Annotated in this window: 24 protein-coding genes and 1 other annotated feature; of the genes, 20 read left to right on the forward strand and 4 right to left on the reverse strand. The window is 36.4% G+C overall.

Annotated elements, in window-relative coordinates; all coding sequences use genetic code 11:
• The first annotated feature begins 117 nt into the window (after positions 1-117).
• From KHA96_RS03355 to KHA96_RS03370, 4 genes are all read left to right on the forward strand, one after another.
• On the forward strand, positions 118-1,848 hold the full coding sequence (locus KHA96_RS03355) for a putative bifunctional diguanylate cyclase/phosphodiesterase (RefSeq protein ID WP_213127867.1): 1,731 nt from the start codon (positions 118-120) through the stop codon (positions 1,846-1,848).
• A gap of 11 nt (positions 1,849-1,859) precedes the next feature.
• A complete protein-coding gene (locus KHA96_RS03360) occupies positions 1,860-2,996 on the forward strand; it encodes a THUMP domain-containing class I SAM-dependent RNA methyltransferase (protein WP_213127868.1) in 1,137 nt (378 codons plus the stop codon).
• A 68-nt stretch (positions 2,997-3,064) separates the two neighbouring features.
• On the forward strand, positions 3,065-3,247 hold the full coding sequence (locus KHA96_RS03365) for a hypothetical protein (protein ID WP_213127869.1): 183 nt from the start codon (positions 3,065-3,067) through the stop codon (positions 3,245-3,247).
• A gap of 87 nt (positions 3,248-3,334) precedes the next feature.
• Positions 3,335-4,849, forward strand: coding sequence for a carboxypeptidase M32 (locus tag KHA96_RS03370; protein ID WP_213127870.1), 1,515 nt, complete (start codon positions 3,335-3,337; stop codon positions 4,847-4,849).
• 404 nt (positions 4,850-5,253) lie between these two features.
• On the opposite strand, the gene KHA96_RS03375 is transcribed toward KHA96_RS03370, so the two are convergent.
• Positions 5,254-6,324: a bifunctional 3-deoxy-7-phosphoheptulonate synthase/chorismate mutase gene (locus tag KHA96_RS03375; RefSeq protein ID WP_213128664.1), complete on the reverse strand. Its 1,071-nt coding sequence runs from the start codon at positions 6,322-6,324 to the stop codon at positions 5,254-5,256.
• A 349-nt stretch (positions 6,325-6,673) separates the two neighbouring features.
• Positions 6,674-6,901 (forward strand) — a binding site (T-box leader).
• Between the two features lie 51 nt (positions 6,902-6,952).
• Between KHA96_RS03375 and aroC the strand changes: the two genes are divergently transcribed.
• From aroC to KHA96_RS03430, 11 genes are all read left to right on the forward strand, one after another.
• A complete protein-coding gene (gene aroC, locus KHA96_RS03380) occupies positions 6,953-8,125 on the forward strand; it encodes a chorismate synthase (protein ID WP_213127871.1) in 1,173 nt (390 codons plus the stop codon).
• Positions 8,126-8,140: 15 nt separating this feature from the next.
• Positions 8,141-9,223, forward strand: coding sequence for a histidinol-phosphate transaminase (gene hisC / locus KHA96_RS03385; RefSeq protein ID WP_213127872.1), 1,083 nt, complete (start codon positions 8,141-8,143; stop codon positions 9,221-9,223).
• Positions 9,224-9,242: 19 nt separating this feature from the next.
• On the forward strand, positions 9,243-10,349 hold the full coding sequence (locus KHA96_RS03390) for a prephenate dehydrogenase (RefSeq protein WP_213127873.1): 1,107 nt from the start codon (positions 9,243-9,245) through the stop codon (positions 10,347-10,349).
• A 3-nt stretch (positions 10,350-10,352) separates the two neighbouring features.
• Positions 10,353-11,627 (forward strand): 3-phosphoshikimate 1-carboxyvinyltransferase, encoded by a 1,275-nt coding sequence (gene aroA, locus KHA96_RS03395; RefSeq protein ID WP_349305650.1) that lies wholly within the window; start codon positions 10,353-10,355, stop codon positions 11,625-11,627.
• A 24-nt stretch (positions 11,628-11,651) separates the two neighbouring features.
• Positions 11,652-12,734 (forward strand): type III polyketide synthase, encoded by a 1,083-nt coding sequence (locus KHA96_RS03400; RefSeq protein ID WP_213127874.1) that lies wholly within the window; start codon positions 11,652-11,654, stop codon positions 12,732-12,734.
• Positions 12,734-13,255 carry an isoprenylcysteine carboxyl methyltransferase family protein gene (locus KHA96_RS03405; protein ID WP_213127875.1) on the forward strand — a complete coding sequence of 174 codons (522 nt, stop codon included), beginning with the start codon at positions 12,734-12,736 and terminating at the stop codon, positions 13,253-13,255. Before KHA96_RS03400 ends, KHA96_RS03405 begins: the two co-directional genes overlap by 1 nt.
• A 127-nt stretch (positions 13,256-13,382) precedes the next feature.
• Positions 13,383-16,979, forward strand: a complete 3,597-nt coding sequence (locus tag KHA96_RS03410) for a dynamin family protein (protein ID WP_213127876.1) — start codon at positions 13,383-13,385, stop codon at positions 16,977-16,979.
• A gap of 2 nt (positions 16,980-16,981) precedes the next feature.
• The gene (locus KHA96_RS03415) at positions 16,982-17,803 is read left to right on the forward strand and encodes a sulfurtransferase (protein ID WP_213127877.1); all 822 of its coding nucleotides are present in this window, start codon (positions 16,982-16,984) and stop codon (positions 17,801-17,803) included.
• 6 nt (positions 17,804-17,809) lie between these two features.
• Complete coding sequence (locus tag KHA96_RS03420; RefSeq protein ID WP_213127878.1) at positions 17,810-18,634, forward strand: hypothetical protein; 825 nt, start codon at positions 17,810-17,812, stop codon at positions 18,632-18,634.
• 147 nt (positions 18,635-18,781) lie between these two features.
• Positions 18,782-19,660, forward strand: a complete 879-nt coding sequence (locus KHA96_RS03425; RefSeq protein ID WP_249315353.1) for a 5'-3' exonuclease — start codon at positions 18,782-18,784, stop codon at positions 19,658-19,660.
• 14 nt (positions 19,661-19,674) lie between these two features.
• The gene (locus KHA96_RS03430; protein ID WP_249315247.1) at positions 19,675-19,959 is read left to right on the forward strand and encodes a DUF6123 family protein; all 285 of its coding nucleotides are present in this window, start codon (positions 19,675-19,677) and stop codon (positions 19,957-19,959) included.
• A 12-nt stretch (positions 19,960-19,971) separates the two neighbouring features.
• Here the strand turns inward: KHA96_RS03430 and KHA96_RS03435 are convergent, their stop codons facing one another.
• Together KHA96_RS03435 and KHA96_RS03440 are read right to left on the reverse strand one after the other, a co-directional pair.
• Positions 19,972-20,109, reverse strand: a complete 138-nt coding sequence (locus KHA96_RS03435) for a hypothetical protein (protein WP_213127880.1) — start codon at positions 20,107-20,109, stop codon at positions 19,972-19,974.
• A 47-nt stretch (positions 20,110-20,156) separates the two neighbouring features.
• On the reverse strand, positions 20,157-20,546 hold the full coding sequence (locus KHA96_RS03440) for a reverse transcriptase-like protein (RefSeq protein ID WP_213127881.1): 390 nt from the start codon (positions 20,544-20,546) through the stop codon (positions 20,157-20,159).
• 105 nt (positions 20,547-20,651) lie between these two features.
• Here KHA96_RS03440 and KHA96_RS03445 point away from each other — a divergent pair, with 105 nt between their 5' ends.
• Both KHA96_RS03445 and KHA96_RS03450 read left to right on the forward strand, forming a co-directional pair.
• Entirely contained in the window at positions 20,652-21,308 is a 657-nt protein-coding gene (locus KHA96_RS03445) for a reverse transcriptase-like protein (protein WP_213127882.1), read from the forward strand.
• Between the two features lie 23 nt (positions 21,309-21,331).
• Positions 21,332-21,520, forward strand: coding sequence for a zinc-finger domain-containing protein (locus KHA96_RS03450; RefSeq protein WP_213127883.1), 189 nt, complete (start codon positions 21,332-21,334; stop codon positions 21,518-21,520).
• A 233-nt stretch (positions 21,521-21,753) separates the two neighbouring features.
• Here the strand turns inward: KHA96_RS03450 and cspD are convergent, their stop codons facing one another.
• Complete coding sequence (cspD, locus tag KHA96_RS03455) at positions 21,754-21,954, reverse strand: cold-shock protein CspD (RefSeq protein ID WP_213127884.1); 201 nt, start codon at positions 21,952-21,954, stop codon at positions 21,754-21,756.
• A gap of 268 nt (positions 21,955-22,222) precedes the next feature.
• Between cspD and mntR the strand changes: the two genes are divergently transcribed.
• From mntR to KHA96_RS03470, 3 genes are all read left to right on the forward strand, one after another.
• Positions 22,223-22,663, forward strand: coding sequence for a transcriptional regulator MntR (gene mntR / locus KHA96_RS03460; protein WP_213127885.1), 441 nt, complete (start codon positions 22,223-22,225; stop codon positions 22,661-22,663).
• An 88-nt stretch (positions 22,664-22,751) separates the two neighbouring features.
• A complete protein-coding gene (locus KHA96_RS03465; RefSeq protein WP_249315249.1) occupies positions 22,752-24,431 on the forward strand; it encodes a formate--tetrahydrofolate ligase in 1,680 nt (559 codons plus the stop codon).
• 357 nt (positions 24,432-24,788) lie between these two features.
• Entirely contained in the window at positions 24,789-26,675 is a 1,887-nt protein-coding gene (locus KHA96_RS03470) for an ABC-F family ATP-binding cassette domain-containing protein (protein ID WP_213127887.1), read from the forward strand.
• The last annotated feature ends 30 nt before the right edge of the window (positions 26,676-26,705 follow it).

The following is a 26,705-nucleotide window of genomic DNA, read 5'->3' on the forward strand; positions in this document are numbered from 1 at the left end:
TTAGACCCTAGTATTTGGAAAATTCCAAGTGGTCTAAGAGACTGGGGAAAGTCTTTTTATTTATCAGCGTACATAAAAACACTTTTATCATATGTTACAGGAAGTTGATCAGGGAAAATGGGATTCATAAATATTGAACAATTCATTCAATCAGAAGATGATCTGCATCAATTAGACATTTTAGGGAAAATACTGGAACAAATAAGTGAAGGCGTCATGGTAGTAAATGATAAGCGTCAAATTATTTATATTAATTCAGCTTTTGAAATCGTTACCGGTTATAATCGGAATGAAGTTTATATGCAAAATCCAAAAATTTTACAATCCGGATTGCACGATAAGCATTTTTATCATAAGTTATGGCAAATGATTTCCTTAGAAGGCAGCTGGAGCGGGGAAATTTGGAATAAGCGAAAGAATGGTGAATTTTTCTTAGAGTGGCTTACCATTAGCGAAGTTAAAAACCCAGATGGATTAGTTCAGGGATATATAGGGGTATTCTCTGATATAACAGATCGAAAAAAAGCTGAAGATGAACTGAAAATGCTTGCTCATTATGATGCATTAACAGGGGTTCCCAATCGTCATTCTTTTACTAAAAGATTTTCGGACCTCCTTGATATTTCAAATCAATCACAACAAAAATTAGCTTTATTATTTTTAGATTTGGATCGATTTAAACAAATAAATGATTCCCTAGGACATGAAGCAGGGGACAAGCTATTAATGGAAGTCGCCAGCAGACTTCAAGAATTGATAAAAAATAAGGATGTTATCGCCAGATTAGGTGGGGATGAATTTGTTATTATATTATCAAATATAAAACATCAAAGGGAATCGGTTCATATTTCAGAAAAGATAATTGAAATTTTAAAAAAGCCGTTTAATATTGATGGGCAAGAAGTTTATATTACAACAAGTATAGGAATTAGTTTTTTTCCTAATGATGGAAGCAGTTCGGAAATCTTATTAAAAAAAGCTGACAAAGCGATGTATATGTCTAAACTGAATGGGAGAAACCAATATGAAATCTATCATGAAGGAATGGTTCATTCAGATAAAAGCCAAATAAAAATGGCAGCCCAATTAAGAAAAGCATGGAAAAATAATGAACTGTATCTGCTCTATCAACCAATTATTAATGTCAAAAGCGGAAAAATAGAAGGTATAGAAGCTAAGTGCCACTGGAAAAGTAATGAATTTGGCGAGATTTTACATGAAGGATTAATCTCGCTTGCTGAAGAAACAGGATTAATTATACCTATATCCAATTGGATTCTTGATCAAGTATGCGAAGATATAAAGTATATTAATCTTGTTGGCTACCCCGGAATTAAGGCAACGGTGAATATTTCACCGCTTCATTTCCAGCAAGAGCATTTCGTAAAAGATATAAAATATGCGATTGAAGATTCAAATATTCCCGCTCGAAGGATTGAACTTGAATTATCTGAAAGTGTAATTATGCCTCATGCATCTTTAGTGAAAAGTAAATTAATAGAACTAAAAAAAGTAGGTGTCAAACTGACGATTGATCGTTTTGGAGCGGGCTATTCATCATTAAGTTATTTACATCGTTTTCCAATCGATAAATTAAAAATTGATCAAAGTTTTATACAAAACATAGGGAAATATGAAGATGATGCCTCGATTGTTGAAGCCATTATCCATTTGGGAAAGCATCTTCATTTACTAGTTGCTGCCGAAGGAGTATTGAATGACAGGCATTTCAAATATTTAAAAAAACTAGGCTGCGATGCTATACAAGGACAATATATATCCCCTCCACTTCATTTGGAAGAGCTGTTGGAGTTATTGAAGGAATGGGATCCTAGTCTAATTTTATGAGGGTGAAAGATATGGGAACGTATAATTTAGTTGCAACAACTGCAATGGGAATTGAAGCTATTGCTGCAAATGAAGTGAAAGAGCTAGGCTACGACTGTACAGTTGAGAACGGGAAAGTGATGTTTAAAGGCGATGAATTGGCAATTGCGCGAACAAATTTATGGCTAAGGACTGCTGACAGAGTAAAAATTGTAGTAGCAGAATTTAATGCTTCGACTTTTGATGAGCTTTTCGAAAAAACAAAATCGATACGCTGGGAAGACTTTCTCCCTGTGGATGCGGAATTCCCTGTTCAAGGTAAATCTGTTAAATCAACATTATTTAGTGTGCCAGATTGCCAGGCAATAGTAAAAAAAGCAATAGTTGAAAGATTGAAGAAGGCATATAATCAAACGAATTGGCTTGCTGAAACAGGCCCATTATTTAAAATTGAAGTATCTTTACTGAAGGATAAAGCCACTCTCACAATCGATACGAGTGGGGCAGGACTTCATAAAAGAGGATATCGAATTGATCAAGGGGATGCTCCGTTAAAGGAAACATTAGCTGCTGCACTTATTCAACTAACGAATTGGCATCCTAACCGAATCCTCCACGATCCTTTTTGTGGTTCCGGAACAATTCCAATAGAAGCTGCCTTAATTGGCCAAAATATTGCACCTGGTTTTAATCGTGAATTTTTAAGTGAGACCTGGCCGTGGATGAGTGAAGATGTTTGGAATAAAGTTAGAGAAGAGGCTGAGGATTTGGCAAATTACGATCAACCATTGGAGATATCAGGTGCCGACATTGATCACAGGATGGTTGAAATTTCAAACAACAATGCATTTGAAGCTGGGTTAGGGGATTTAGTCACCTTTAAACAAATGCAGGCAAGTGATTTTACATCTAAGAAAGATTTTGGAGTCGTTATAGGGAATCCACCATATGGAGAAAGAATAGGAGATAAGAAAGAAGTAGAGCATATGTATCGAGATATAGGAAAAGTTTTTCAAAAACTTGATACTTGGTCTGTTTATATTCTTACTTCACATTCTGATTTTGAAAAACTGTATGGAAAACAAGCAACAAAAAAAAGAAAACTGTTTAACGGGTTTATTCGTACGGATTTTTATCAATTTTGGGGACCGAGACCACCACGGGTATAATTACGAATAAAAGATCTCCTTGCTGAATATACTTCATGTATAACATTTTTTGCAAGGAAGTTTTCATAATGGCTCAATCCATGAATGAAATGGAGATTATTACAAGAGCTATTCATACATCATATGAAGCTCTGGAAAAAGAAGATCAATTATCTGAAGCAGCTTTAGAGAGTCTAAAAGATGCAGAGAACAGCTTACATAAAGCACTAGAATATGTTTTAACAAATAGGAGAAATAAAGGATTCTCATAAAGATGCAAGTGCCTTTTCAGCGCTTGTGTTTTTATTTTTTTTCTTTATGTTAGAATAAAAGGGATAAGCGATAAGGAGGCAAAATCTATGCCGATTGAAATGGTAACAATTGAAAAAGAATTCCTGCAATACGTAAAAAAAATGCAAGCATATGAAGAAGCGCTAGAGCTCATATATTGGGATTTAAGGACTGGTGCTCCAAAAAACGGAGTCGAACAACGCTCACAGGTCATTGGAGTGCTTGCAACGGAACATTTTCAAATGTCTACTTCGGAAGAAATGGCAGCGTACATAGCGAGTTTATCAAGTAAGCAAGATGAGCTAACGGAAATTGGTAAATTAACCTTAAAAGAATGTAAAAAACAATACGAAAAAAACAAGAAAATTCCCGCTGATGAATACGAGGAATATGTCGTGCTTCAGTCAAATGCTGAGCATGTTTGGGAGCAAGCAAGAGCAGCATCTGATTTTGAAATGTTTAAACCGTATCTTGAAAAGCTCGTCGCTTTTAATAAAAAGTTTATTGAATATTGGGGTTACAGCGGCAATAAGTACAATACTTTACTAGATATGTACGAGCCGGGTGTTACCGTAGACATCATTGATCAAGTGTTTGGTGATTTGCGAGATGTTATTATTCCACTAGTACGGAAAATCACTGCTTCACAAAATAAACCGAAAACTGAATTCCTTTTTCAACATTTCCCAAAGAATAAACAAAAGGAATTTAGTATTAAAATTTTGGAACAAATGGGCTATGATTTTAATTCTGGAAGAATAGATGAAACGGTTCATCCATTTGCAACTGGATTAAATCCTGGGGACGTACGTGTCACCACTCGTTATGATGAAGAAGACTTTCGAATGGCAGTCTTTGGATTAATACATGAAGGCGGCCACGCTTTGTATGAACAAAATATTTCCAAAGATTTAATCGGTACTCCTCTTTGTTCAGGTACTTCGATGGGGATTCATGAATCACAATCTCTTTTCTATGAAAACATATTAGCTCGGGATCGCGCTTTTTGGGAATGTAATTATGAATTACTAAAAGAATATGCAGATGGGCAATTTAATCAAATATCACTTGATGACTTTTACCGTGCCATTAACGAGGCAAAGCCGTCTTTAATTCGAATAGAATCTGATGACTTAACGTATGCTCTCCATATCATTATTCGTTATGAAATCGAGAAAGGTTTATTCAACGATGAAATCCAGGTTGAAGATCTTCCGAAAGTTTGGAATGAAAAATACGAAGAATACTTAGGTATTAGACCATCAAATGATGCTGAAGGTGTATTACAGGACGTCCATTGGTCAGGGGGCAGCTTCGGCTATTTCCCATCTTACGCATTAGGCTATATGTATGCAGCCCAGCTAAAAAATGCGATGTTAAAGGATTTGCCGAATTACGAAGAACTGCTGCGAACTGGAGAACTTCTTCCTATTAAAAACTGGCTAACCGAACATGTACATCAATATGGTAAAACGAAGGAACCGTTAGAAATTATTAAACTTGCTACTGGGGAAGGATTAAACGCAAAATATTTAGCGAAGTATTTAGAAGAGAAGTTCTCACAAGTGTATCAATTATCATGAGAGATGGCTCACTGCCATCTCTTTTAAAATAGCAATCTGCATGTCCAGACTTATAGTTGTAATGGTTGCATTATTATTGGGAGCCATTGTCATACTCTCCTTTCTTGAAAAAGCACCAGCATCTTCACAAGATTGGTTGTAATTTCCAGCAGTGGTTGCGTATTTATTGTATACAAATAGTCTTAAAGCAATTGAAGGGAGCATAACTTCTAATCTTACAACCCTCGAGGCTATAACCGTGGCAGTTATCTGTATTACAATCGATCATGAAAAATTACTTATAGCTCAGATGATCGGTTCAGTGTTTATTCTATCATCGATTTTGATTATTTTATATTCAAGAATAGAATGGGAATAAAAAAACAGTTCATTTTTCAATTATGAAAAATGAACTGTTTTTTTTATTAGTTAACAGGTGTTTTTTGTACAAGATTAGCGAATGCTTTTGCTTCTTCCATGAATTGATTGAATTCCGGAATATCCATTTGCTGAGCTGAATCAGAAAGAGCAACAGCCGGATCTGGATGAACCTCAGCCATAACAGCATCTGCTCCAATCGCCAATGCAGCTTTAGCAGTTGGGAGAAGCAAGTCTTTACGTCCAGTCGAGTGTGTTACGTCAACTACAACCGGCAAATGAGTTTCTTTCTTCAAAATTGGAACCGCAGAGATATCAAGCGTGTTTCTTGTAGCCTTTTCATACGTTCTAATTCCGCGCTCACAAAGGATAATTTGATCATTTCCTTGAGCAAGAATGTACTCAGCCGCATACATAAATTCTTCAATAGTAGCGGATAAACCACGTTTTAGTAAGACTGGTTTTCTAACTGAGCCAGCAACTTTTAGAAGCTCAAAGTTTTGCATGTTGCGGGCACCGATTTGAATTACATCTACGTAATCCAGAGCTGTTTCCATATCATTTGGATTTAAAATTTCACTGATGACAGCCATTCCTTCTTCATCGGCAACCTGTCTCAAGATTTTCAAACCTTCCACGCCAAGACCTTGGAAATCATATGGAGAAGTTCTTGGTTTAAATGCACCACCGCGCATTAATTTCAAGCCTTGCTGTTTCATCGCTTGGGCAACAAGTTTGACTTGGTCGTAACTTTCTACTGCACATGGTCCCATAATGAAATGCTGGATTCCATTCCCAATCTCCTCACCTAGCACCGATACAACAGTATTTTCAGGCTTTTTCTTTCTGGAAACAAGCAGTGCTTTTCGATTATCGTCTTCTTGTAGCTCAAGACTTGCTTTAAAAATCTGTTTGAAAATATGCTGAACGGTTGAAGTTTCAAATGGGCCTTCGTTATGCTCAGCAATGAGATCAAACAATTTGCGCTCCTGTACAGGGTCATAACGCTTAACGCCCTGCATTTCTTTTAATTTCCCAATTTCTTGTGCAATCTTGCCACGCTCATTTAATAATTCTAGTAGCTGCAAGGTTGTTTTTTCGATTTTTGAACGTAACATTTCTAGTTCTGACAACGATAAGCCCTCCTTATGTTTTTTCTGTCCATACAGTGTTAGTTCACTTTAGGACTTCAACGCTGTAAAGCGTGTATGAAAATATTTTAGTTGATAACTCAATACGATAGACGCTTATATAATAATTGTCAATAGGGTCAGAGAAAGTTTTTGCACTTTTTATTTATTTTGCAAAACTTTTCATTTAACCGACACATTTAAAGCACTATCTGTATATTAATGATATATTACACAGCAAAAAAGAGCTAGGTGTCTTTTTTATTTAGAAAATAATGAAATATTACTTTACAAGAACCCATTCATGTGATAAAAATTGAATTTATATAATACGAAACGAAATGCTATGACAGGGCACAGTAGTGTTCATGAATTTGTAGAATCAGAGAACTGATGGTTGGTGCGAATCAGTACGATCATGAAGATGAATTACTCCCTTGAGCTTCTTTTTTGAATATTTGGGTAGCCAAATTAGTAAAAAAAGACGGTTTTGACCGTTATCAAACAAGAGAGGCGGATATATTTCCGCAATTAGGGTGGTACCGCGATTATTAACGTCCCTGCATTTTGCAGGGGCGTTTTGTGTTTTTATTAAATAAATGGGAGGAAGAAAAAAATGAGATACTTAACAGCAGGGGAGTCACATGGTCCGCAACTAACTACTATTTTGGAGGGAGTTCCAGCGGGACTGAAATTGACTGCAGAAATGATCAATTATGAGTTAGAAAGAAGACAAAAAGGCCATGGCAGAGGCCGAAGAATGCAAATTGAAAAAGACCAAGCACAAATAACAAGCGGGGTTCGCCATGGAGAAACGATCGGGGCACCAATCGCATTAGTCGTACAAAATAATGATTTTAAGCATTGGCAAAAAATCATGGGGGCGGCCCCAATAAGTGAAGAAGAACAGGAAGAAGTAAAAAGAAAAATTACGAGACCTAGACCAGGACACGCAGATTTAAACGGAGCAATCAAATACGGTCACCGTGATATGCGCAATGTGCTCGAACGTTCATCCGCAAGAGAAACGACTGTCCGTGTTGCAGCTGGTGCAGTAGCGAAAACAATTCTTTCTGAGCTTGGTGTAAAAGTCGGCGGACATGTCATGGAAATCGGAGGCGTAAAAGCTGAAAAAATTCAATATAACTCCATCGAGGAATTACAGAAAATAACTGAAGAGTCACCAGTTCGATGCCTTGATCCAGAAGCGGGCGAAAAAATGATGCAAGCTATCGATGATGCAAAGAAAAACGGGGATTCAATCGGCGGAATTGTGGAAGTGATCGTTGAAGGGATGCCAATTGGAGTGGGAAGTTATGTCCAATATGACCGTAAGCTCGAAGCAAAATTAGCCGCAGCTATGATGAGCATCAATGCCTTTAAAGGTGTAGAAATCGGAATTGGTTTTGAAGCTGCACATCGACCTGGCAGCCAAGTGCACGATGAAATTCAGTGGGATGAGGAAAAGGGATATACAAGAAGAACAAATAATGCCGGTGGATTTGAAGGCGGAATGACGACAGGAATGCCGATTGTTATAAGAGGTGTAATGAAGCCGATCCCAACTTTGTATAAGCCTTTAGAAAGTGTAGACATTGATACGAAAGAGCCTTTTAAAGCAAGCATTGAGCGCTCTGATAGTTGCGCCGTTCCTGCAGCTAGTGTTGTGGCTGAGTCTGTCGTAGCCTGGGAACTCGCAGTAGCATTATTAGAGGAGTTTGGGCACGATCGCATGTCTGCCATTAAAGATAATATTGAAAAGCATATAGAGTATTCGAAAAACTTTTAAAAGGGTGGGTGCGCCATGAAGGTAAAGAAACAGTTATTAACATTAAAGCCATACATTCCAGGTAAATCGACTGAAGAAGTTAAAAGAGAATACAAACTGGACAAAATTGTAAAGCTTGCTTCTAACGAAAATCCATATGGAAGTTCACCAAAAGTACTGGAAGCAATTACGACAAAAATTCCAAGTTTTGCGATTTACCCTGATGGAGCAACGACGGATTTGAGGGAAAAAGTTTCCTCATACCTTGGTGTTGAAGGAGACCAGCTAATCTTTTCCAGCGGTCTTGATGAGTTAATCCAAATGTTAATTCGATCCATTTTATCGCCTGATACAAATACTGTTATGGCTAAAGAGACATTCCCTCAATATCGCCATCATGCGATTATTGAAAATGCTGAGTTGCGAGAAGTCCCTTTAAAGGATGGAAGACACGACTTAGAAGAAATGGCTAACCAAATAGATGATCAAACTCGAATTGTATGGATATGCAACCCAAATAATCCTACAGGTACGTATGTTAACCAATCAGAGTTAGAGGAATTTTTAAGCAAAGTTCCAAGTGAAGTACTTGTCGTTTTGGATGAAGCATATTTCGAATATGCAACAAATAGCGACTATCCTAATACGATCCCGCTTCTAAAACAATTTGAAAATCTTTTAATCATGCGAACTTTTTCAAAAGCATTCGGTCTCGCTGGGTTCCGGGTTGGATACGGCATTGGAGCACCAGTACTTATTGAACAATTGGAGGTAGCCAGACTTCCATTCAATACTTCGTCACTCGCCCAAACAGCTGCTATCGCTGCACTTGAGGACAAAGAATTCGTCGAAAATACGATTGCTATAAATGCTAAGGAATTAGAGAAGTATTATGAATTTTTCGATAAACATCAAATTTCTTACTACCGTTCCCAAGGGAATTTTGTTTTCATTAACATCCAGGGAGTATCCAGTGGTGAAATATTTCAAACATTATTGGAAAAGGGCTGGATCGTCCGCGCCTTTCCGAATGGGATCCGTATTACGGTCGGAAAAGAGGATGAAAACGAAGAATTAATGAAACTGCTTGCGGAAATCGCAACAGTTAAACTTTCGTAAAGAATAGGCTGTGTAAAGTATGGAAGACTTGAAACGTGTTTTATTAGTTGGGGTCGGACTGATTGGTGGATCAGTCGCCCTCGCAATAAAAAAAGAACATCCTGTCCATATTGTTGGCTATGATGTAAGACTGGATAATTGCCATTTAGCTAAAAAGTTAAATATTATAGATGACTGTACGGATCATTTCGAGGAGGAAGCAATAAAGGCAGATTTAATTATTTTAGCCTGCCCAGTTGAAAAAGCAGAATGGTTTCTTGAAAGGCTCGCTAGTCTTCCATTAAAAGAAGATGTCATTGTAACAGACGTAGGCAGTACGAAAAGTCGCATTATGGAAAAAGCAGAAAAGCATTTTAATAATGGTATACCGTTTATTGGGGGGCATCCAATGGCCGGTTCTCATAAAGTTGGACCTGGAAGCGCTAGGGCACATTTATTTGAAAATGCGTTCTATGTATTAACTCCGTCCCAAAATGCAACAAACGGAAAAATCGACATGTTGAAAACATGGTTAAAGGGAACAAATGCTAATTTTATTATTATGAACCCGAAAGAACATGACTTAGTGACAGGCGTCGTCAGTCATTTTCCTCATATCGTAGCTGCAAGTTTAGTGCGACAAGTTGAAAATCATGCTTCCAAAAATGACCATGTAAAGTATCTTGCTGCTGGTGGATTTCGTGATATAACCCGAATTGCTTCTTCGAGTCCTGAAATGTGGCGGGATATCGTTAGGCATAACAAACCAATTCTACTAGGACTTATCGATCAATGGGTGTCGGAAATGGATGAAGTTAAACAATTGGTTGAAAAAGGGGATAATGAAGAAATCTACAATTATTTTTATGGAGCTAAAAAATACCGTGATTCACTACCCGTACGGGCAAAGGGTGCAATTACAGCTTTTTATGATTTATATGTAGATGTATTGGATAAACCAGGTGTGATTTCTGATATTACGACTTTATTAGCCCATGAAAATATTAGCATTACAAATATTAGAATTATCGAAGCTAGGGAAGATGTTTATGGAGTTCTTAGAATTAGTTTTCAAACGGAAAAAGATCTTGAAAGAGCAAAAGGAAGCTTAGAAAACAGAGGGTATGACACGTATATTAGTATGTGAGGAGTGGCAAAATTGAACGGACGTTTAAAAGGGACAATGAAGGTGCCTGGAGATAAATCGATCTCTCATCGAGCTGTAATGCTAGGTTCTATCGCACACGGAAAGACTGTGATTAACGGGCTTTTAACAGGTGATGATTGCCTGAGCACAATTGATTGTTTTAGAAAGCTCGGTGTTGAAATAATTGTTGAAGGGGATCATGTTGAGATCGAAGGGAAAGGCTTGGAAGGATTACAAGAACCTAATCAAGTTCTAAATGTAGGGAACTCCGGAACGACCATTCGTCTTATGCTTGGAATTTTATCGAGCCTTCCATTCCATACTACAGTAATAGGTGATGAATCGATTGCCAAAAGACCTATGGGACGCGTGACAGTTCCATTAAAGGAAATGGGTGCTAAAATCGATGGACGGGAAGAAGGGAAATTTACGCCATTATCAGTACGCGGGGGTGGACTTAAAGGGATTGATTATACGTCGCCTGTTGCCAGCGCTCAAGTAAAATCCGCCATTCTATTGGCAGGTTTATTTGCTGAAGGAACTACATCAGTTTTGGAGCCTGAAGCTTCTCGCGATCATACAGAACGAATGCTAAAAGAATTTGGCGGTTCCGTACAAACGGATGGTTTGAAAAAAACAATTCGAGGAAAACAGGCACTTAATGGTGCATCCATTAATGTACCCGGTGATATCTCATCTGCAGCTTTTTTCCTTGTGGCAGGATCCATCATTCCTAACAGTGAATTAACAATTAAAAATATTGGAATGAATCCTACTAGAACTGGAATTTTGGATATACTAACAAATATGGGAGCTGATATCACAATTCATAATGTAAATAATGATGTGGCGGAGCCCTATGCAGATATTACGGTTCGTTATTCCCATTTAAAAGGCGTTGAAATCAGCGGTGATATTATTCCAAGACTGATTGATGAGATTCCAATCCTTGCTCTAGCAGCTACTCAAGCCGAAGGAATAACCGTTATTAAGGATGCTGAGGAATTAAAAGTAAAAGAAACGAATCGAATTGATACTGTAGTAGATGAATTGAAGAAGCTTGGAGCCAATATTGAAGCAACAGAAGATGGCATGAAGATTTACGGGAAATCTAATTTGCATGGAGCACTTGTAAGCAGCCACGGAGACCATCGAATCGGTATGATGCTTGCAATCGCCAGCTGTTTAGCATCTGGCGAAACACATATCCAAAATAGTGAAGCTATTACAATTTCATATCCTGGATTTTTTGAGCAATTGAAAGAACTTAAAAAATAATTAGAGGAGAAGGGAGAGTCGCAATTGCCGCGAATTGTATCTGTAGGAACAGGAGTCCCAGAACATGCTATTTCTCAAGTTGAGACAATGGAATTCGCTAAGCAGCTTTTCTCGGGATCTGTAAAAGATATAGAACGGATTTTGAACGTCTTTCATAATGGAGAAATAGAAAAACGCCATTTTGTAAAACCGTTAGAATGGTACCGACAGAACCATTCCTTCTCTAATAAAAATGATGAATTTATACATTTAGCAATAAGCTTAAGCATCGAATCAATAAAAAATTGTTTGGAATCTTCAAATCTTCTGAGACAAATAAGTTATGAAGAAATTGACGCAATCATAATGATCAATACGACTGGAATGGCTACACCTAGCTTAGACGCTAGGATTATGAATAAACTGCCATTTTCCCAAAACACGAAAAGAATTCCGGTTTGGGGACTTGGCTGTGCGGGAGGGGCAGCAGGACTTACAAGAGCATATGAATATTGCCGTGCATTTCCAGATGCAAAAGTAATCGTAGTGGCTGTAGAGTTATGCAGCCTTACCTTCCAAAAGCATGATTTAAGTAAAAGTAACATTATCGGGACTTCACTTTTTGCAGATGGTGCAGCCGCTGCCCTTGTAGTCGGAGATGAGGTCAATAGGCATGAGATCTTGGCGAATAGGATTCCTGCTATTATCGATACACAATCAACATTAATGAAGGATTCATTAGACATAATGGGTTGGAATATAAGAGATAATGGTTTATATGTCGTCTTTTCGAAAGATATTCCGTCCATTGTAAAAGAGTGGCTAAAACCTGAGGTCGAGCAATTACTAATACATAATCAATTAACGATTTCTGACATATCGCATTTTATTGCGCATCCCGGTGGAAAAAAAGTATTAAAAGCATATGAAAAAGCATTAGGATTTGCTCCAGAAAAAACCGCACTTTCGCTCGATATATTACGTAAATATGGAAATATGTCTTCTGCTACGGTTTTATTTGTTCTTGAGCGATTTTTACAGCAAGAGATCAATCATGGCGACTACGGAATTATTGCTGCATTAGGTCCCGGGTTTAGTTCAGAGTTGCTGCTTGTCAGGTGGGAGTAATGTTTTTTTTAGTAATATTAATGGTGATTGGTCAAAGGCTTATAGAATTAAAAATTGCAAAGAAAAATGAAAAGTGGATGCTAGAACACGGCGCGAAAGAATATGGTCAAGATCATTATCGGTTTATGGTTCTCATGCATATTGGATTTTTCCTATCTTTAATTTTGGAGTATGTAATGCGAAAGCCTGCATTGAGTACTTTTTGGCCAACTTTCCTATTTATCTTTATCATCGTTCAAATTGCCCGTATATGGGTTATTTTGACATTAGGGAAATATTGGAACACAAAAATAATTGTGCTTCCAGGCATTAAAGTAGTGAAAAAGGGTCCATTCAAATATGTAAAACACCCAAACTATATCATTGTTACAATAGAATTATTTGTAATTCCGTTGATGTTCAATTGTTACATAACGGCGATTTTGTTTCTAATAATGAATCAAATAATACTTCGAGTTAGAATTCCAATTGAAGAAAAAGCGCTGCGAGAAAATACAGATTACACGAAGCAGTTTAATTAAAAAGGTCCAGTTCCGTCATTATATAAGTGGAACTGGACTTTTACTATTCACGAATACTATATGAAAATCCTAATTGGTCATGTAAAATAGAATGTAATGATTATAAACGAGGGGTTTGTTGTTGCTCATGTCTAAAGTATTACAATCATCTGTGGAAGAAGCACAGTTAAATAGAATTCTTGTTTTAATGGAACGATTTAAAATGCATGATGATCATGAACGTTTTGAAAAAGCTGGAAAGCTAGTTAAAAAAATGGTCGATCGCGAATTTATTGTTGCGTTTAGCGGTCACTTTTCGGCGGGTAAATCAACGATGATTAATTCATTAGTTGGAGAAAACATTCTTCCTTCTAGTCCAATACCGACAAGCGCTAACCTTGTGAAGATTCATTATGCAGACCAAGATTATGCAAAAGTATTTTATCGTACAGATAAGCCGTTAATGTTTAACGCACCTTACGATTTTGCAACTGTAAAGGAATTTTGTAAAAACGGCGATGTGACAGAAATTGAAATCGGAAGAAAGGATTCGAATCTTCCAGACGGTGTTACTGTTATGGATACACCTGGGGTCGACTCAACTGATGATGCCCATCGTCTTTCAACTGAATCTTCTTTGCATCTTGCAGATGTAGTCTTTTACGTAATGGATTATAACCATGTTCAATCTGAGCTGAATTTCACATACACACGAAATTTACTTGATCACGGAGTAAAGCTATTTTTAATTATTAATCAAATTGATAAGCATAACGAAATGGAACTCTCATTCCAAGAATATAAGCAAACAGTCATTGACTCTTTTGCCGCATGGAATGTAAAGCCTTCCGGTATTTTTTTTACATCACTAAAAAAAGAAACTCATCCCGAAAATGAATTTGAATCTGTAAAAATGATTATTGATGATGCCTTCACCCATCACGAAGAATGGTTGGAAACAACGATTACAAAGGCTACAGATCAATTGAAGGCAGAGCATATAAGCTGGTTGTCTGATGAAAAAAAAGTTAAAGCAGAACCGTTGCAGGAATTATTAAAGGATTATAGTGAGGAAGAGCTTTCTCATATTTTTGAAGAAGAAAAAGCGTTGGAAACTAAAAAAGAAAAGCTTTTAGCTAAAGTTGAAAACTGGGAGAAGGATTTTTTTTCTGAATTGGAAAGTTTGCTTCAAAATGCGTATTTAATGCCTTATGAGACACGTGAGCTTGCAGGGCAGTTTTTAAAAACCCACCAGCCGAATTTTAAAACTGGACTCTTTTTTAGTAAGAAAAAGACAGAAATAGAAAGAAAAACGTCTTTAGATCTCTTTTCTGAAAGCTTACGAAAACAAGTTGAGTCCCAAATTGATTGGCACTTAAGACAATGGGCAGCTAAGAAGCTTTCTGATGCTGGCATTATGCAAGAGAATCTTCAAGTAGATGTCCAACTAATGTCTGTTTACTTTGAAGATTCATTATTAATAGACGCGATAAAAAAAGGTGCAGGATTATCAGGTGAATATCTTTTGCAATATTGTGAGGATGTTGCAAGTTTAATAAAGAAAAAAGCGAGGGAAGCAATAAGCGATTTCCAAAAATCAGCTTTTTCTGCATTTAAGCAGATAATAAAGAAAGAATTATCCGTTATCGAAACACAATTAAATAAAATGGGTGCTACTACGTCAACCATACAATTATTACGACAACTAGAACTAGAGTATTTAGAAAAGATCCGACAATGTTCACTCCCAACTGGAAAGGAACATTCATTATTACAAACGCTGCTAGTCAATTGGAAAACAGAACGGGAAGATATTCGAATTTTTACAATTGAAAATATTCTTCAAAACGAGACAACAAACGCTAAGGTTGATTTAATAAACAAACCTTTAGATAGTAATAGTAAGACAGATATTCATAAAATAATATCAAAAATTGAAAAGGCGATTTTTAGTTTAAAAAATGAAGGCAGTTTTAAACGAATTACTTCTCAATTAGAAGATAAGGTGACACGATTAAAAAATCGTGAATATACTATTGCGCTTTTCGGTGCATTCAGTGCGGGAAAATCGTCATTTGCTAATGCACTTCTGGGAAATAGTGTTTTACCTGTATCCCCTAATCCAACAACGGCTGCCATTAATCGGATCTGCCCAGTGACTAGCAATCATTTACACGGTACGGCGGATGTTCATTTTAAAGCTGAAAATCAAATGCTTGCGGATATTGCACATTCATTATCATTATTTGGATATGAGTGTACAACGCTTTTTGATGCATATTCGAAAATTCCAAACATCATAAAAGAGTCGGATTATAGCGGGAAAGAAAAAATTCATCTATCTTTTTTAATTGCGTTCCATCGAGGCTTCCTAGAGCATCAAAATCAATTAGGAACTACTATGACTACAGATATTGAAGGTTTCCATCGTTTTGTAGGAAATGAAACTCAGTCTTGCTTTGTAGAGTCAATTGATCTTTATTATGATTGTGAGCTTACGAAACAAGGGATTACTCTTGTTGATACACCAGGGGCTGATTCCATTAATGCTAGGCATACAGGAGTTGCATTCGATTATATTAAAAATGCTGATGCGATTCTTTTTGTCACGTATTACAATCATGCCTTTTCTAAAGCGGATCGTGAGTTCCTCATTCAATTAGGAAGGGTAAAAGATGCTTTTGAACTCGATAAAATGTTCTTTATTGTAAATGCCATTGACTTGGCAAGCTCTAAGGAAGAAATGAATGAAGTGCTTGATTATGTTCGTCAAGAACTTGTTTCCAACGGGATTCGTTTTCCAAAGTTATTCGGGATTTCTAGTAAATTAGCTTTAAGTAAAAGAATAGAATCAAATATTGATGCGTTTACTCATGATTTTAATCACTTTTTAAATAATGATTTATCACAATTAGCTATTCAATCTGCGAAATCTGATTATAATCGCATCATTAATATGCTTGATCAATTAATTTATACTGCAAGTGAAGATGAAGCGGTAAAAATGAAGAGAATAGAAGAATTGCACGAAGCAAGAGGAATAATTGCAGTTAAACTTCAAGAAGCTGAACCAAGCTTAGTGAAGAAACAATTATCTCAAGAAGCAAAAGAATTAATCTTTTATGTAAAACAAAGAGTTTTTTACCGTTTCCCGGACTTTTTCAAAGAAGCCTTTAATCCGGCTGTGCTGCAAAGCAATAGCCGTAAATTGCTCTCAACTTCGTTGGATGAATTATTAGAGTCGACAGGGTATGATTTTGCACAAGAATTGAGGGCGACATCCTTAAGGCTGGAACGATTTGTTCGAAAACTGCTGTTAAATCGATTAGGAAATCTTGAAAAAGAAATGCAAGATATTAAACATGAATTGACTATTTCTGTATGGGAAGCTGGAAAGATAGATACACCAGAATTTGAATCTGCATTTAAGCATATTAACAAAAGCCCATTAGAAGTAAGTTTTAAGTTTTTTAGAAATCCAAAAGCATTTTTTGAGCAAAATGATAAGAAAAAAATGGAAGAAGCATTAGAAAGTCTACTTTCACCTCTTGCAGATGAATATTTGCAGAATGAATTTAAGAAAATGGAAAGTTTTTATCATTACTTGATTGATATCGAGTTCAGAAATCTGCTTGCGCATATTGAATCAGATGTAGATGAACAGTTTGTAGGATGGTTGGAAGCTCTATCAAATCATGAAAAATTGGCGGAATGGCAAAAAATTCGATTTGAATTGGAGGGGTGAAGATGAAGTTTATTAAATCAGTTTCTTCATTGCAAAACCAATTAATGGATGAAAATATTAGAGTAGTTGATTGTAGATTTGCTCTTTCTGATCCGGATTATGGAAGAACGGCATATAAACAAGACCATATTCCTGGTGCTGTTTATTTTGACCTTAATAAGGATTTATCATCTCAGGTTTTGAAACACGGAGGGCGGCATCCTTTGCCGTCTATAGATACTTTTACTAATAAATTGAGTGAGGCAGGCATTACTCATAACAAAACAGTAGTGGCATATGATGATGGGGATGGCTCCTTTGCAGGCCGATTTTGGTGGCTGCTTTCCTATTTAGGGCATGAGGATGTTTATATTTTAGATGGAGGCTTTAAGGCATGGAAAGAATTCGGATATGAAGTAACCGATGAGATACCTAATTATAAATACGCTAAATTTGTCCCATCTATTAAAGAAAAGATGCTTGCTTCATATGAACAAGTTAAAAATCGAAAAGGAATATTAATTGACTCAAGAGCTAAAGAAAGATATTTAGGTCTTGTAGAACCGCTTGATGCAAGAGCAGGCCATATTCCTGGAGCAATCAATTTTGAATGGACAGAAGGGTTTGAGAACGGCTTTTGGAAAGACCTGGCTGCTCAAAAAGATCGTTTTTCGAATCTTGACGAAACAAAAGAAATCATCGTCTATTGCGGTTCCGGTGTTACAGCTACTCCTAATTTTTTGGCATTAAAAGCATGTGGTTTTAAAAATGTTAAATTATACGCAGGAAGTTATTCGGACTGGGTTTCCTATGATGATAATCCGGTAGAAACGGGAAGTGAATAATATAAAATGAAAATCCAAAGAATTACTGTTAAAGGAGAAAGAGATTGTAACGAAGATCGGATTATAGAGTTTTCTGAGAAAGGAATATTTGGGGTAATAGATGGAGTTTCCGGGGTTAATTCTTACGTAGATAAAAAAGGGCTTACTTCAGGAGCTGTAGCAGCAGAAACTATATTAGAGTATTTGGCTGGATCAGATAATAATGCCGATTTATATAATGCTACTTTAGGAGCAAATGATGCTCTTCGAGACAAAATGTTAAAGCTGGGAATTGATATAAACCAAGTTGAGGAACTTTGGGGAGCGGCACATGCCTTAATAAGAATAGGTGAACACTTTATAGAGTGGGTGCAGTCAGGGGATTGCATGTTATATGCTATCTATACTAATGGTGCCATTCGTGCTGTTACATATGACTCAGTTGCTGAACATGATCAAAAGGTAATTGATGTTTGGAAGAAAATGAACTTTGTAAGAATTGATGGTAATTTACCTTACGATGTACGGTCTATGATTCGTAATAATCGAAGACTTGCTAATAAAGATGGTGGCTATAGTGTCATAAATGGAGATCCTGCATTAGCAAATCACTTAGAATCTGGTATACTCTCACGTAGTGGGGTCGCATGTTTGTTATTAATAACAGATGGTATATATGGATTTGGTGATTATGAAAATGAAATGTCTTTTGTACGTGCTTTGCTGGATGATACTTTGGTTTCCTACACTGAAAAACTATGTGAATTCGAAAGACTGGATAGTGAGTGCAGGAAAGTGCCGCGTTTGAAACAGTCGGATGATAAATCTGGATTACTGATTCAATTGCAATAAATAATCCTTTATCAAAATTGAAATAAGCAAAGATTCTTATTGGCAGGGCTAATGCCCTGTTTTAATTATGGTATAATGTTTATATCTTAATAATCTTATTTAGAGGTGTTTACTATTTCAAATCCACACTTATTATTGATAGATGGCATGGCGCTATTGTTCCGCTCATTTTATGCGACAGCTGTACGAAATAATTTCATGTTTAATAGTCAAGGTGTACCTACAAATGCTGTTCAAGGTTATTTAAAACATTTGCTGACTGCTGTAGAAAAGTTTGATCCAACCCATGTAGCTGTATGCTGGGATATGGGTAGTCAGACGTTTCGAAATGAAATGTTTGATGGATATAAGGCAAACAGACAAGCACCTCCTGTCGAAATGATTCCGCAATTTGATCTTGCAAAAAATTTAACAGAGTCATTTGGAATCACGAATATTGGACTAGCTGGATATGAAGCAGATGATTGTATTGGTACAATCAGTAATCAATACAAAGAGCATGCACATATCACTGTTTTAACAGGTGATCGAGACTTATTGCAAATTATCGATGATCGTATTTCCGTCTTAATTATGCAGAAGGGAATTGGGAATTATCAGCATCACACTAAATCTAGTTTTATGGAAGATTTTGAGTTGCATCCAAGGCAATTAATTGATGTTAAGGCGTTAATGGGAGATTCAAGTGATGGATATCCTGGTGTAAAAGGGATTGGAGAAAAAACAGCATTTAAACTTATTCACGATCATAATAATATCGAAGGATTATTAGCAAATATTGATTCGTTGTCCCCTTCAGTGCAAAAAAAGATTAATAACGATCTAGAGATGTTGCATTTATCTCGCCAGCTTGCAGAAATTGAATGCAATGTTCCATTGACTATTGATTTTAATAAGACGGAATGGAGTGTTTCACCATTCGCCTCAATGGACATCTGTGACAAGTTTGAATTAAAAACGGTTCGTAATCATTTATTGAAAACAAAATGGCTTGAAGAAGACAATATATTTGCAAGTAGGCTATAAAGGAGAAAATGTCATTGATCACGGAGCTTATTGATTTGGAAAATTACCTCATGAATCTAGAAGCAAAAGGCTTCAAGTTTAAAGACGATGCAATTTCTTTTATTTATTTTGGAAAACAATCAACGGGAACAGATGACCATGTTGTCTCGCTTGCAATCGAATTAACATTGAAAACTCAGAAACGATTCGATGGCAGTTTTTATTTATCTTTATTGGAGACATTTAAGGAAAATCATATAAGAACGAAAACAGAGGCATACCGCTTGATGGAAAATATAGGATTAAAAGCACATAACTGACTATGTGCTTTTTTAGTTGAATCGCTCAAAGATTTGAACATCGGCTTGAATAACGGAGATGGTAGCTAGTAAAACCGCAACAACGGCCAGTAAACGCCAAACTTGTACAGAAAGGCATAGAATAACTGAAAGCGGTAGCCTAATAATCATGTAATGCACCTTAAATTCTTTAATGAACTCCAGCAACCCATCTTACGTTATGTGTTTAGTTGAATGGCTTGCCTCGCCAGCTGATCGGCATGTTTATTTTCTTTTGACGGGATCCATTTAATAAAAAATAGCTCTATTTGAGATGATAGTGATAAGGCGTTATTCAAAAGAAGCCGGTACTTTTGATTCCGTGCAAATTCCTTTTCAAAGGCATCTACAACGGCAGTTGAATCAGATCTGACAGAGACAATGGAGTACCCTCGATCTATGCATATTTCTAAGCTCTTAATTAACGCATGAAATTCCGCTTCGTGATTATTCATTCTTCCAAGTGGGATAGAAAAGGATTCTGTTTTTCCGTTATTCTTTATATATATGCCCGCACCACTAAGACCTGGATCGCCAGCACTGGCTCCATCAATATAGACTTCAATCATTCAGTTTTTCTCCTCTAACAGTGTAAGAATTTGTATCTATGGGAATTATTCTACATATAGTGAGAAGTAATGTGAACTTAAATTACTTTTAAAAGGGATGAAAAAATGAAATATAAATTAAATCTTGAATATAAAGGTGCGAAAACAGTGCCAGTTTTAATGGAGACAGAATGGATGGAAGAAAAATATGTAGATAATATTATAGAGGATTTAGAGCGTACTGGCCGATTCAAGAAGATAGTGATAATGGATGAAATGGAAAGGGAATGGAGTCGAAAGGAATATGCAAAACTAAAGATAAAATTGGACCTTGAGCCAACTGATCCGGAACTTTATTTTGATGGAGGGTATGACGTTCAAACAGGAACTGGTGGGATCGGACTGGTCATTTATTATAAAAAGGGAACAGATACATTTAGATTTCGCGCCAATGTACGGCTAGATCAATTGGAAAATAATAATGAAGCCGAGTATGCAGCATTGTACAACGCACTCTTGTATGTAGAGGACCTTGGTATGAAAAACCTTCCCATTGTCATTAAAGGCGACTCTCAAGGCGTTATAAAGCAACTCGAAGGAGAATGGCCATGCTATGAAAAGGTACTAAATACTTGGCTTGACCGAATAGAAGCAAAAATTAAGGGGCTAGGATTAAAGCCTAATTATGAAGTTATTTCGCGTCGTGACAATAAAGAAGCGGATAAGCTTGCAACACAAGCACTTGAAAATAATCTAATTGAAGGTCATATGAAAATAGATTGAGGGTTCAAAGAAAGGTTGATCAGATGAAACGGACGAAAATATTTAAGGAAATTGATGAACTTATTTCATCGTCTTGTGAGGGGTGCTTTTTACATCTTTACTTCAAAAAAGAATTCAGTAAAACATATGCACATAGCTTTTGTATCAACCAGTGCACCGTTGGTCAAAAACTACAGGAAAAAGGGAAAAGCTTAATAAACGCTCAAAAATAAAAGGCACTTTCTCATACATCATGCTAATTACTATATGCTTTTAGGACGAACAATAGATTCGGCTTTTTTTAAAAAATAAATCCAATTGAGAAAAGTGCTGGAAACTACATAAGAGCCTTTAAACTTTCTATAAAAGAGTAAACCTGGCTTTTGGGTTTTCACAAACAATAAGTTTTAAGAAAATAACCAAAATAAAAGGCTAGCCATCGTTGGCCAGCCTTAATCATTATATATTATAGTTTAGTTACATTAGCTGCTTGAGGTCCGCGGTTTCCTTCAACAACTTCAAAAGAAACTTCTTGGCCTTCTTCTAAAGATTTAAATCCTTCGCCTTGAATAGCTGTGAAGTGTACGAAAATATCTTCTTCGCCTTCTACTTCAATGAAACCAAAGCCTTTTTCATTGTTGAACCATTTTACTTTACCGTTTTGCATGTTTCTTTTTCCTCCTAGACTAAGCACAAAGTGCTCCTGAAAAAATATTCTCATTAAACAATTGACAATTGCAAATTATTTGTTCAATGATAAGTAAACTATACACCACTGTCACATCACCGTCAAGAAAACAGAGGAAATAATTTAACGAAATTACTTAATTCACTTTATTCGGTATTTTCTGTAAGTGTAACTTTTCCAATACTTGTTTAAAAAGTTGTAGTATAGTAAACTTTTAAGTGCTAATGATGTACTAAGGGGGATATGAATGCCAACTCCAAGTATGGAAGATTACATAGAACAAATATATTTATTAATAGAAAATAAAGGATATGCAAGGGTTTCTGATATTGCAGAAGCACTAGCTGTCCACCCTTCATCTGTTACAAAAATGGTTCAAAAATTGGATCGGGATAGTTATCTTGTTTATGAAAAATATCGAGGACTAATTTTAACGAAAAAAGGGGAAAAAATCGGAAAAAGATTAGTCGAACGCCATGATTTACTAGAAAACTTTCTAAGGTTAATTGGCGTTAAAGAAGAAAATATTTATGAAGATGTAGAAGGAATCGAACATCATTTAAGCTGGAATTCGATAGATAGAATTGGCGATCTTGTTCAATTTTTTGAAGAAAATGAAGATCGTTTAGCTGAGTTGAAACTTTTACAAAATAAAAATGAAGAGGTTATTGATAAAGAACCAATTTGAGGTTCTTTTTTCAATTCAGCAAGTGGAAATTCGTATATGCCGTGATACAATTAAAGGTAAGTAAATATAGCCTTAGGAGTTGTTAATGATGAGCGAATTTAAATCGGATATTGAAATTGCACAGGAATCTGAATTACTGCCAATTCAAAGTATCGCCGATCGTATTGGGCTTTCTATTAATGACATTGATTATTTTGGTAAATACAAAGCAAAAATTACGTATGAGAAGATTCGTGACATACAAAAAAATAAAGATGGGAAGATTATTCTCGTCACATCTATTAATCCTACAGCTGCCGGTGAAGGAAAATCAACGGTAACCGTTGGTCTAGGCGATGCCTTATCGAGACTTGACAAAAAAACAATTATCGCTCTTCGTGAACCCTCACTTGGCCCGACAATGGGCATGAAAGGCGGGGCCACGGGTGGTGGGTATGCCCAAGTGCTGCCAATGGAGGATATTAATTTACACTTTACCGGTGATCTGCATGCTATCACAACCGCAAACAATGCTCTATCCGCACTTATTGATAATCATTTACATCAAGGGAATCAGTTAAATATTGACCAAAGAAGAATCGTGTGGAAACGTGCAGTTGATCTTAATGACCGTGCACTCCGCGAAATAATTGTTGGGTTAGGCGGGCATGCACAAGGTGTTCCAAGACAAGATGGATTTGATATTACCGTCGCTTCAGAAATTATGGCAGTGCTTTGTCTCTCTACTGATCTGTCAGACTTAAAGCATCGAATATCGAGAATGGTTATCGCTTATACGATTAATAAACAACCGGTTACGGTTAAGGATTTAGGAGTAGAAGGGGCAATTACACTGCTCTTAAAAGATGCATTAAAGCCTAATCTCGTTCAGACAATTGAACACACTCCTGCAATTGTTCATGGCGGACCATTTGCTAATATTGCGCATGGCTGCAACAGCGTAATGGCAACGAGAACAGCTGCCAAATTGGCGGATTATGTCGTAACGGAAGCAGGATTTGGTGCCGATCTCGGAGCGGAAAAGTTTCTACATATCAAATCAAGAAGTGCGGGATTTCAACCTGAAGCAGTTGTTATTGTTGCAACAATCAGAGCTATAAAAATGCATGGGGGACTTTCAAAAGATGAATTAAACCATGAAAATATTTTCGCTCTCGAAAAAGGGCTGGGAAATTTAGTGAAACATATTGATACAGTTACCCAATTTGGACTTCCTTATGTTGTTGCGATTAATCGATTTTCTTCTGATACCGATGCAGAAATTTCAGTCTTTGAAAAGTGGTGTGAGCAAAATAATATTCCCGTATCTTTAACAGAAGTTTGGGCAAAAGGAGGAGCTGGAGCAATCGATTTAGCTGAAAGAGTTCTCCGCGAAATTGATAATAACCAAAATACATTCTCGTATTTATACGATTTACATACTTCTCTAGACGAAAAAATGAAGATTATTGTACAAAAAGTATACGGAGGAAAAGATGTAGAGTTTTCCGTAAAAGCATTGAAGCAAATTCAGGAGTTTGAAGAGTTTGGATGGGGGGCATTACCTGTCTGTATGGCAAAAACTCAATATTCCCTTTCGGATGATCCACAAAAATTAGGAAGACCAAGTAATTTTACGATACATGTCAGAGAATTAAAGCCTAAACTTGGTGCTGGTTTTATCGTTGCATTAACTGGAGATATGATGACCATGCCTGGTCTGCCAAAACAACCTGCAGCCTATCAGATGAATGTAGATGAAAACGGAATGGCAATTGGTTTGTTTTAATAACATATTAGTCAAACATGATTCCTCTTGACGTAAATCTTATAATAATAGATTTTGTTCCCAAAACTAGAAAAGTGCTGTAAGCCTCATAAACATCTCTTAACTTTTTTATTAATTGTAAAAGCCGGCTTTTGATCTTTTACATAATCAAAAAATGAAGAAAATAGCCTTTTAACAAAAAGAATGAAGCTGGTAGGAGGAATATGAATCCAGCCAGCTTTTTTTAGCTCCAGCGCCAATAGACTGGCACACATCTTGTCCTTTTCTCTACGATAAGCAAAAGGACCACATATTTGTACGTCGATAATCGAGGCGCTTGCGCTCTTCTAATAATATAAATTGATTGGAATGGTTTGATTGAAGATTTTTTCAGCGGAAAATATTGCGAAAACTTATGGAGATAAACGTTTATTTAATGATATTACTTTTCACGTAAATGAAGGAGACAAAATTGGCATCATCGGAGTTAACGGTACTGGGAAATCAAGTCTTTTAAAGCTAGTTGCAAAAATCGAAGAGCCCGATACAGGAATATTCAGCCATCCAAAAGATTATTCGATCTATTATTTAGCGCAGGCACCTAAGCTTAATGAAGCACTAACGATCCTTGACCAAGTGTTCAATAGTGATGTTCCCATCATTCAATTGGTAAAGTCATATGAAATGGCCACTTCACAGTTAGAACAAAATCCAGAAAATACGACTTATCAAAACGCATTATTTGAACTGCAAAAGGAAATGGATGCTAAAAATGGCTGGGAAGCAAGCACGAATGCAAAGGTTATTTTATCCAAGCTAGGTATAAATGATGTTAACAAGAAGATAGGACAATTATCAGGAGGGCAAAAAAAGCGTGTGGCGTTAGCTCAAGCTTTAATAGAAACCCCCGACTTGCTTTTATTAGATGAGCCAACCAATCATCTTGATTATGAAACGATAAAATGGTTGGAAGGATTTTTAAATAAATATCCTAAAGCAGTCATGATCGTTTCACATGATAGATATTTCCTTGATCAAACGACTACACGTATTATGGAACTGGATCACGGTCGGTTATTCTCATATGATGGAAATTACGAATCTTTTATAGAAGCTAAAGCATTAAGGGAAGAACAAGAATTGCAAGCTGAAGATAAAAGAAAAAACTTGTACCGTAATGAATTGGCTTGGATTAAGCGTGGAGCTAAGGCAAGATCAACTAAGCAAAAAGCTAGAATCCAGAGATTTGACAAGCTTGAAGGTGAGTTAGGAAAGGTCCCTGCTAAAGCTGATGTTGATATTTCTCTTCAAGGCAGCCGGTTAGGTAAACAAGTATTTGAATTTGTAAGTGCATCAAAATCATTTAAGGATCAAGTAATATTAAAAGATTATAACTTACTGATCAAACCAGGCGACCGTTTTGGAATTGTAGGTAAAAACGGCAGTGGTAAATCAACATTTTTAAATATATTGGCGGGCAAGTTGAAATTGGATGGAGGTGAATTAGTAACAGGTCAAACAGTCAAAATAGCTTATTACACTCAGGAAAACACGGAAATGGATGAAAATAAGCGTATGATTGCTTATATTCGTGAGGCAGGAGAAGTTGTCGAAACGAATAATGGTGAATCGATTTCGGCCGCGCAAATGTTAGAACGGTTTTTATTTCCAATGAACACTCATGGGACGGTTATTAAAAAACTTTCTGGAGGAGAAAAGCGAAGATTATACTTATTGCGCTTATTAATGAGTAAACCAAATGTTTTATTGCTCGATGAGCCAACGAATGACTTGGATACAGCGACACTAACCATTTTTGAGCAATATATTGATGAATTTCCAGGTGTCGTCATTTCCGTCTCGCATGACCGCTATTTTCTTGATAAAACCGCAAATCAATTACTTGTCTTTCAAGGGAATGGACAAATAGATCAATATTATGGAACGTATAGTGAATATTTGGAAGCAGCAGTAGAGGAAGATAGGAGAAGTAGAGAATTAGAACAAAAGTCGCTGGAAGCAACAAAACCAAAAAATGATCAGCCTAAAAAGAAACGAATGACATTTCTTGAGAAAAAAGAATGGGAAACGATTGAGGAAGAAATTTTAGAAACAGAAACGAAGCTTACAGAATTGGCAGAAGATCTCGAGAGAATAGGAAGTGATTTTGAAAAAGCCCAACAATTAATGAATGAAATCGATCAATTGAACAATCAATTAGAGCATTTTATTTCAAGATGGTCCTATTTATCTGAGCTTGTATAGAAGGAAAAAATCTTTATTATGCTACAATAA

Source organism: Bacillus sp. FJAT-49711 (assembly GCF_018343715.1).
Taxonomy (GTDB): domain Bacteria; phylum Bacillota; class Bacilli; order Bacillales; family Bacillaceae_C; genus Lederbergia.

Coding starts and splice junctions, on each gene's coding strand:
- KHA96_RS03375 (WP_213128664.1), bottom strand. CDS start 6,324: ATGTTACGTTCAAAAATCGAAAAAACAACCTTGCAGCTACTAGAATTA.
- KHA96_RS03390 (WP_213127873.1), top strand. CDS start 9,243: ATGGAAGACTTGAAACGTGTTTTATTAGTTGGGGTCGGACTGATTGGT.
- KHA96_RS03465 (WP_249315249.1), top strand. CDS start 22,752: ATGAGCGAATTTAAATCGGATATTGAAATTGCACAGGAATCTGAATTA.
- KHA96_RS03405 (WP_213127875.1), top strand. CDS start 12,734: ATGTTTTTTTTAGTAATATTAATGGTGATTGGTCAAAGGCTTATAGAA.
- KHA96_RS03370 (WP_213127870.1), top strand. CDS start 3,335: ATGCCGATTGAAATGGTAACAATTGAAAAAGAATTCCTGCAATACGTA.
- KHA96_RS03445 (WP_213127882.1), top strand. CDS start 20,652: ATGAAATATAAATTAAATCTTGAATATAAAGGTGCGAAAACAGTGCCA.
- KHA96_RS03410 (WP_213127876.1), top strand. CDS start 13,383: ATGTCTAAAGTATTACAATCATCTGTGGAAGAAGCACAGTTAAATAGA.
- KHA96_RS03365 (WP_213127869.1), top strand. CDS start 3,065: ATGGCTCAATCCATGAATGAAATGGAGATTATTACAAGAGCTATTCAT.
- KHA96_RS03360 (WP_213127868.1), top strand. CDS start 1,860: ATGGGAACGTATAATTTAGTTGCAACAACTGCAATGGGAATTGAAGCT.
- KHA96_RS03440 (WP_213127881.1), bottom strand. CDS start 20,546: ATGATTGAAGTCTATATTGATGGAGCCAGTGCTGGCGATCCAGGTCTT.
- aroC (WP_213127871.1), top strand. CDS start 6,953: ATGAGATACTTAACAGCAGGGGAGTCACATGGTCCGCAACTAACTACT.
- mntR (WP_213127885.1), top strand. CDS start 22,223: ATGCCAACTCCAAGTATGGAAGATTACATAGAACAAATATATTTATTA.
- cspD (WP_213127884.1), bottom strand. CDS start 21,954: ATGCAAAACGGTAAAGTAAAATGGTTCAACAATGAAAAAGGCTTTGGT.
- KHA96_RS03355 (WP_213127867.1), top strand. CDS start 118: ATGGGATTCATAAATATTGAACAATTCATTCAATCAGAAGATGATCTG.
- KHA96_RS03450 (WP_213127883.1), top strand. CDS start 21,332: ATGAAACGGACGAAAATATTTAAGGAAATTGATGAACTTATTTCATCG.
- KHA96_RS03435 (WP_213127880.1), bottom strand. CDS start 20,109: ATGATTATTAGGCTACCGCTTTCAGTTATTCTATGCCTTTCTGTACAA.
- hisC (WP_213127872.1), top strand. CDS start 8,141: ATGAAGGTAAAGAAACAGTTATTAACATTAAAGCCATACATTCCAGGT.
- KHA96_RS03415 (WP_213127877.1), top strand. CDS start 16,982: ATGAAGTTTATTAAATCAGTTTCTTCATTGCAAAACCAATTAATGGAT.
- KHA96_RS03420 (WP_213127878.1), top strand. CDS start 17,810: ATGAAAATCCAAAGAATTACTGTTAAAGGAGAAAGAGATTGTAACGAA.
- KHA96_RS03425 (WP_249315353.1), top strand. CDS start 18,782: ATGGCGCTATTGTTCCGCTCATTTTATGCGACAGCTGTACGAAATAAT.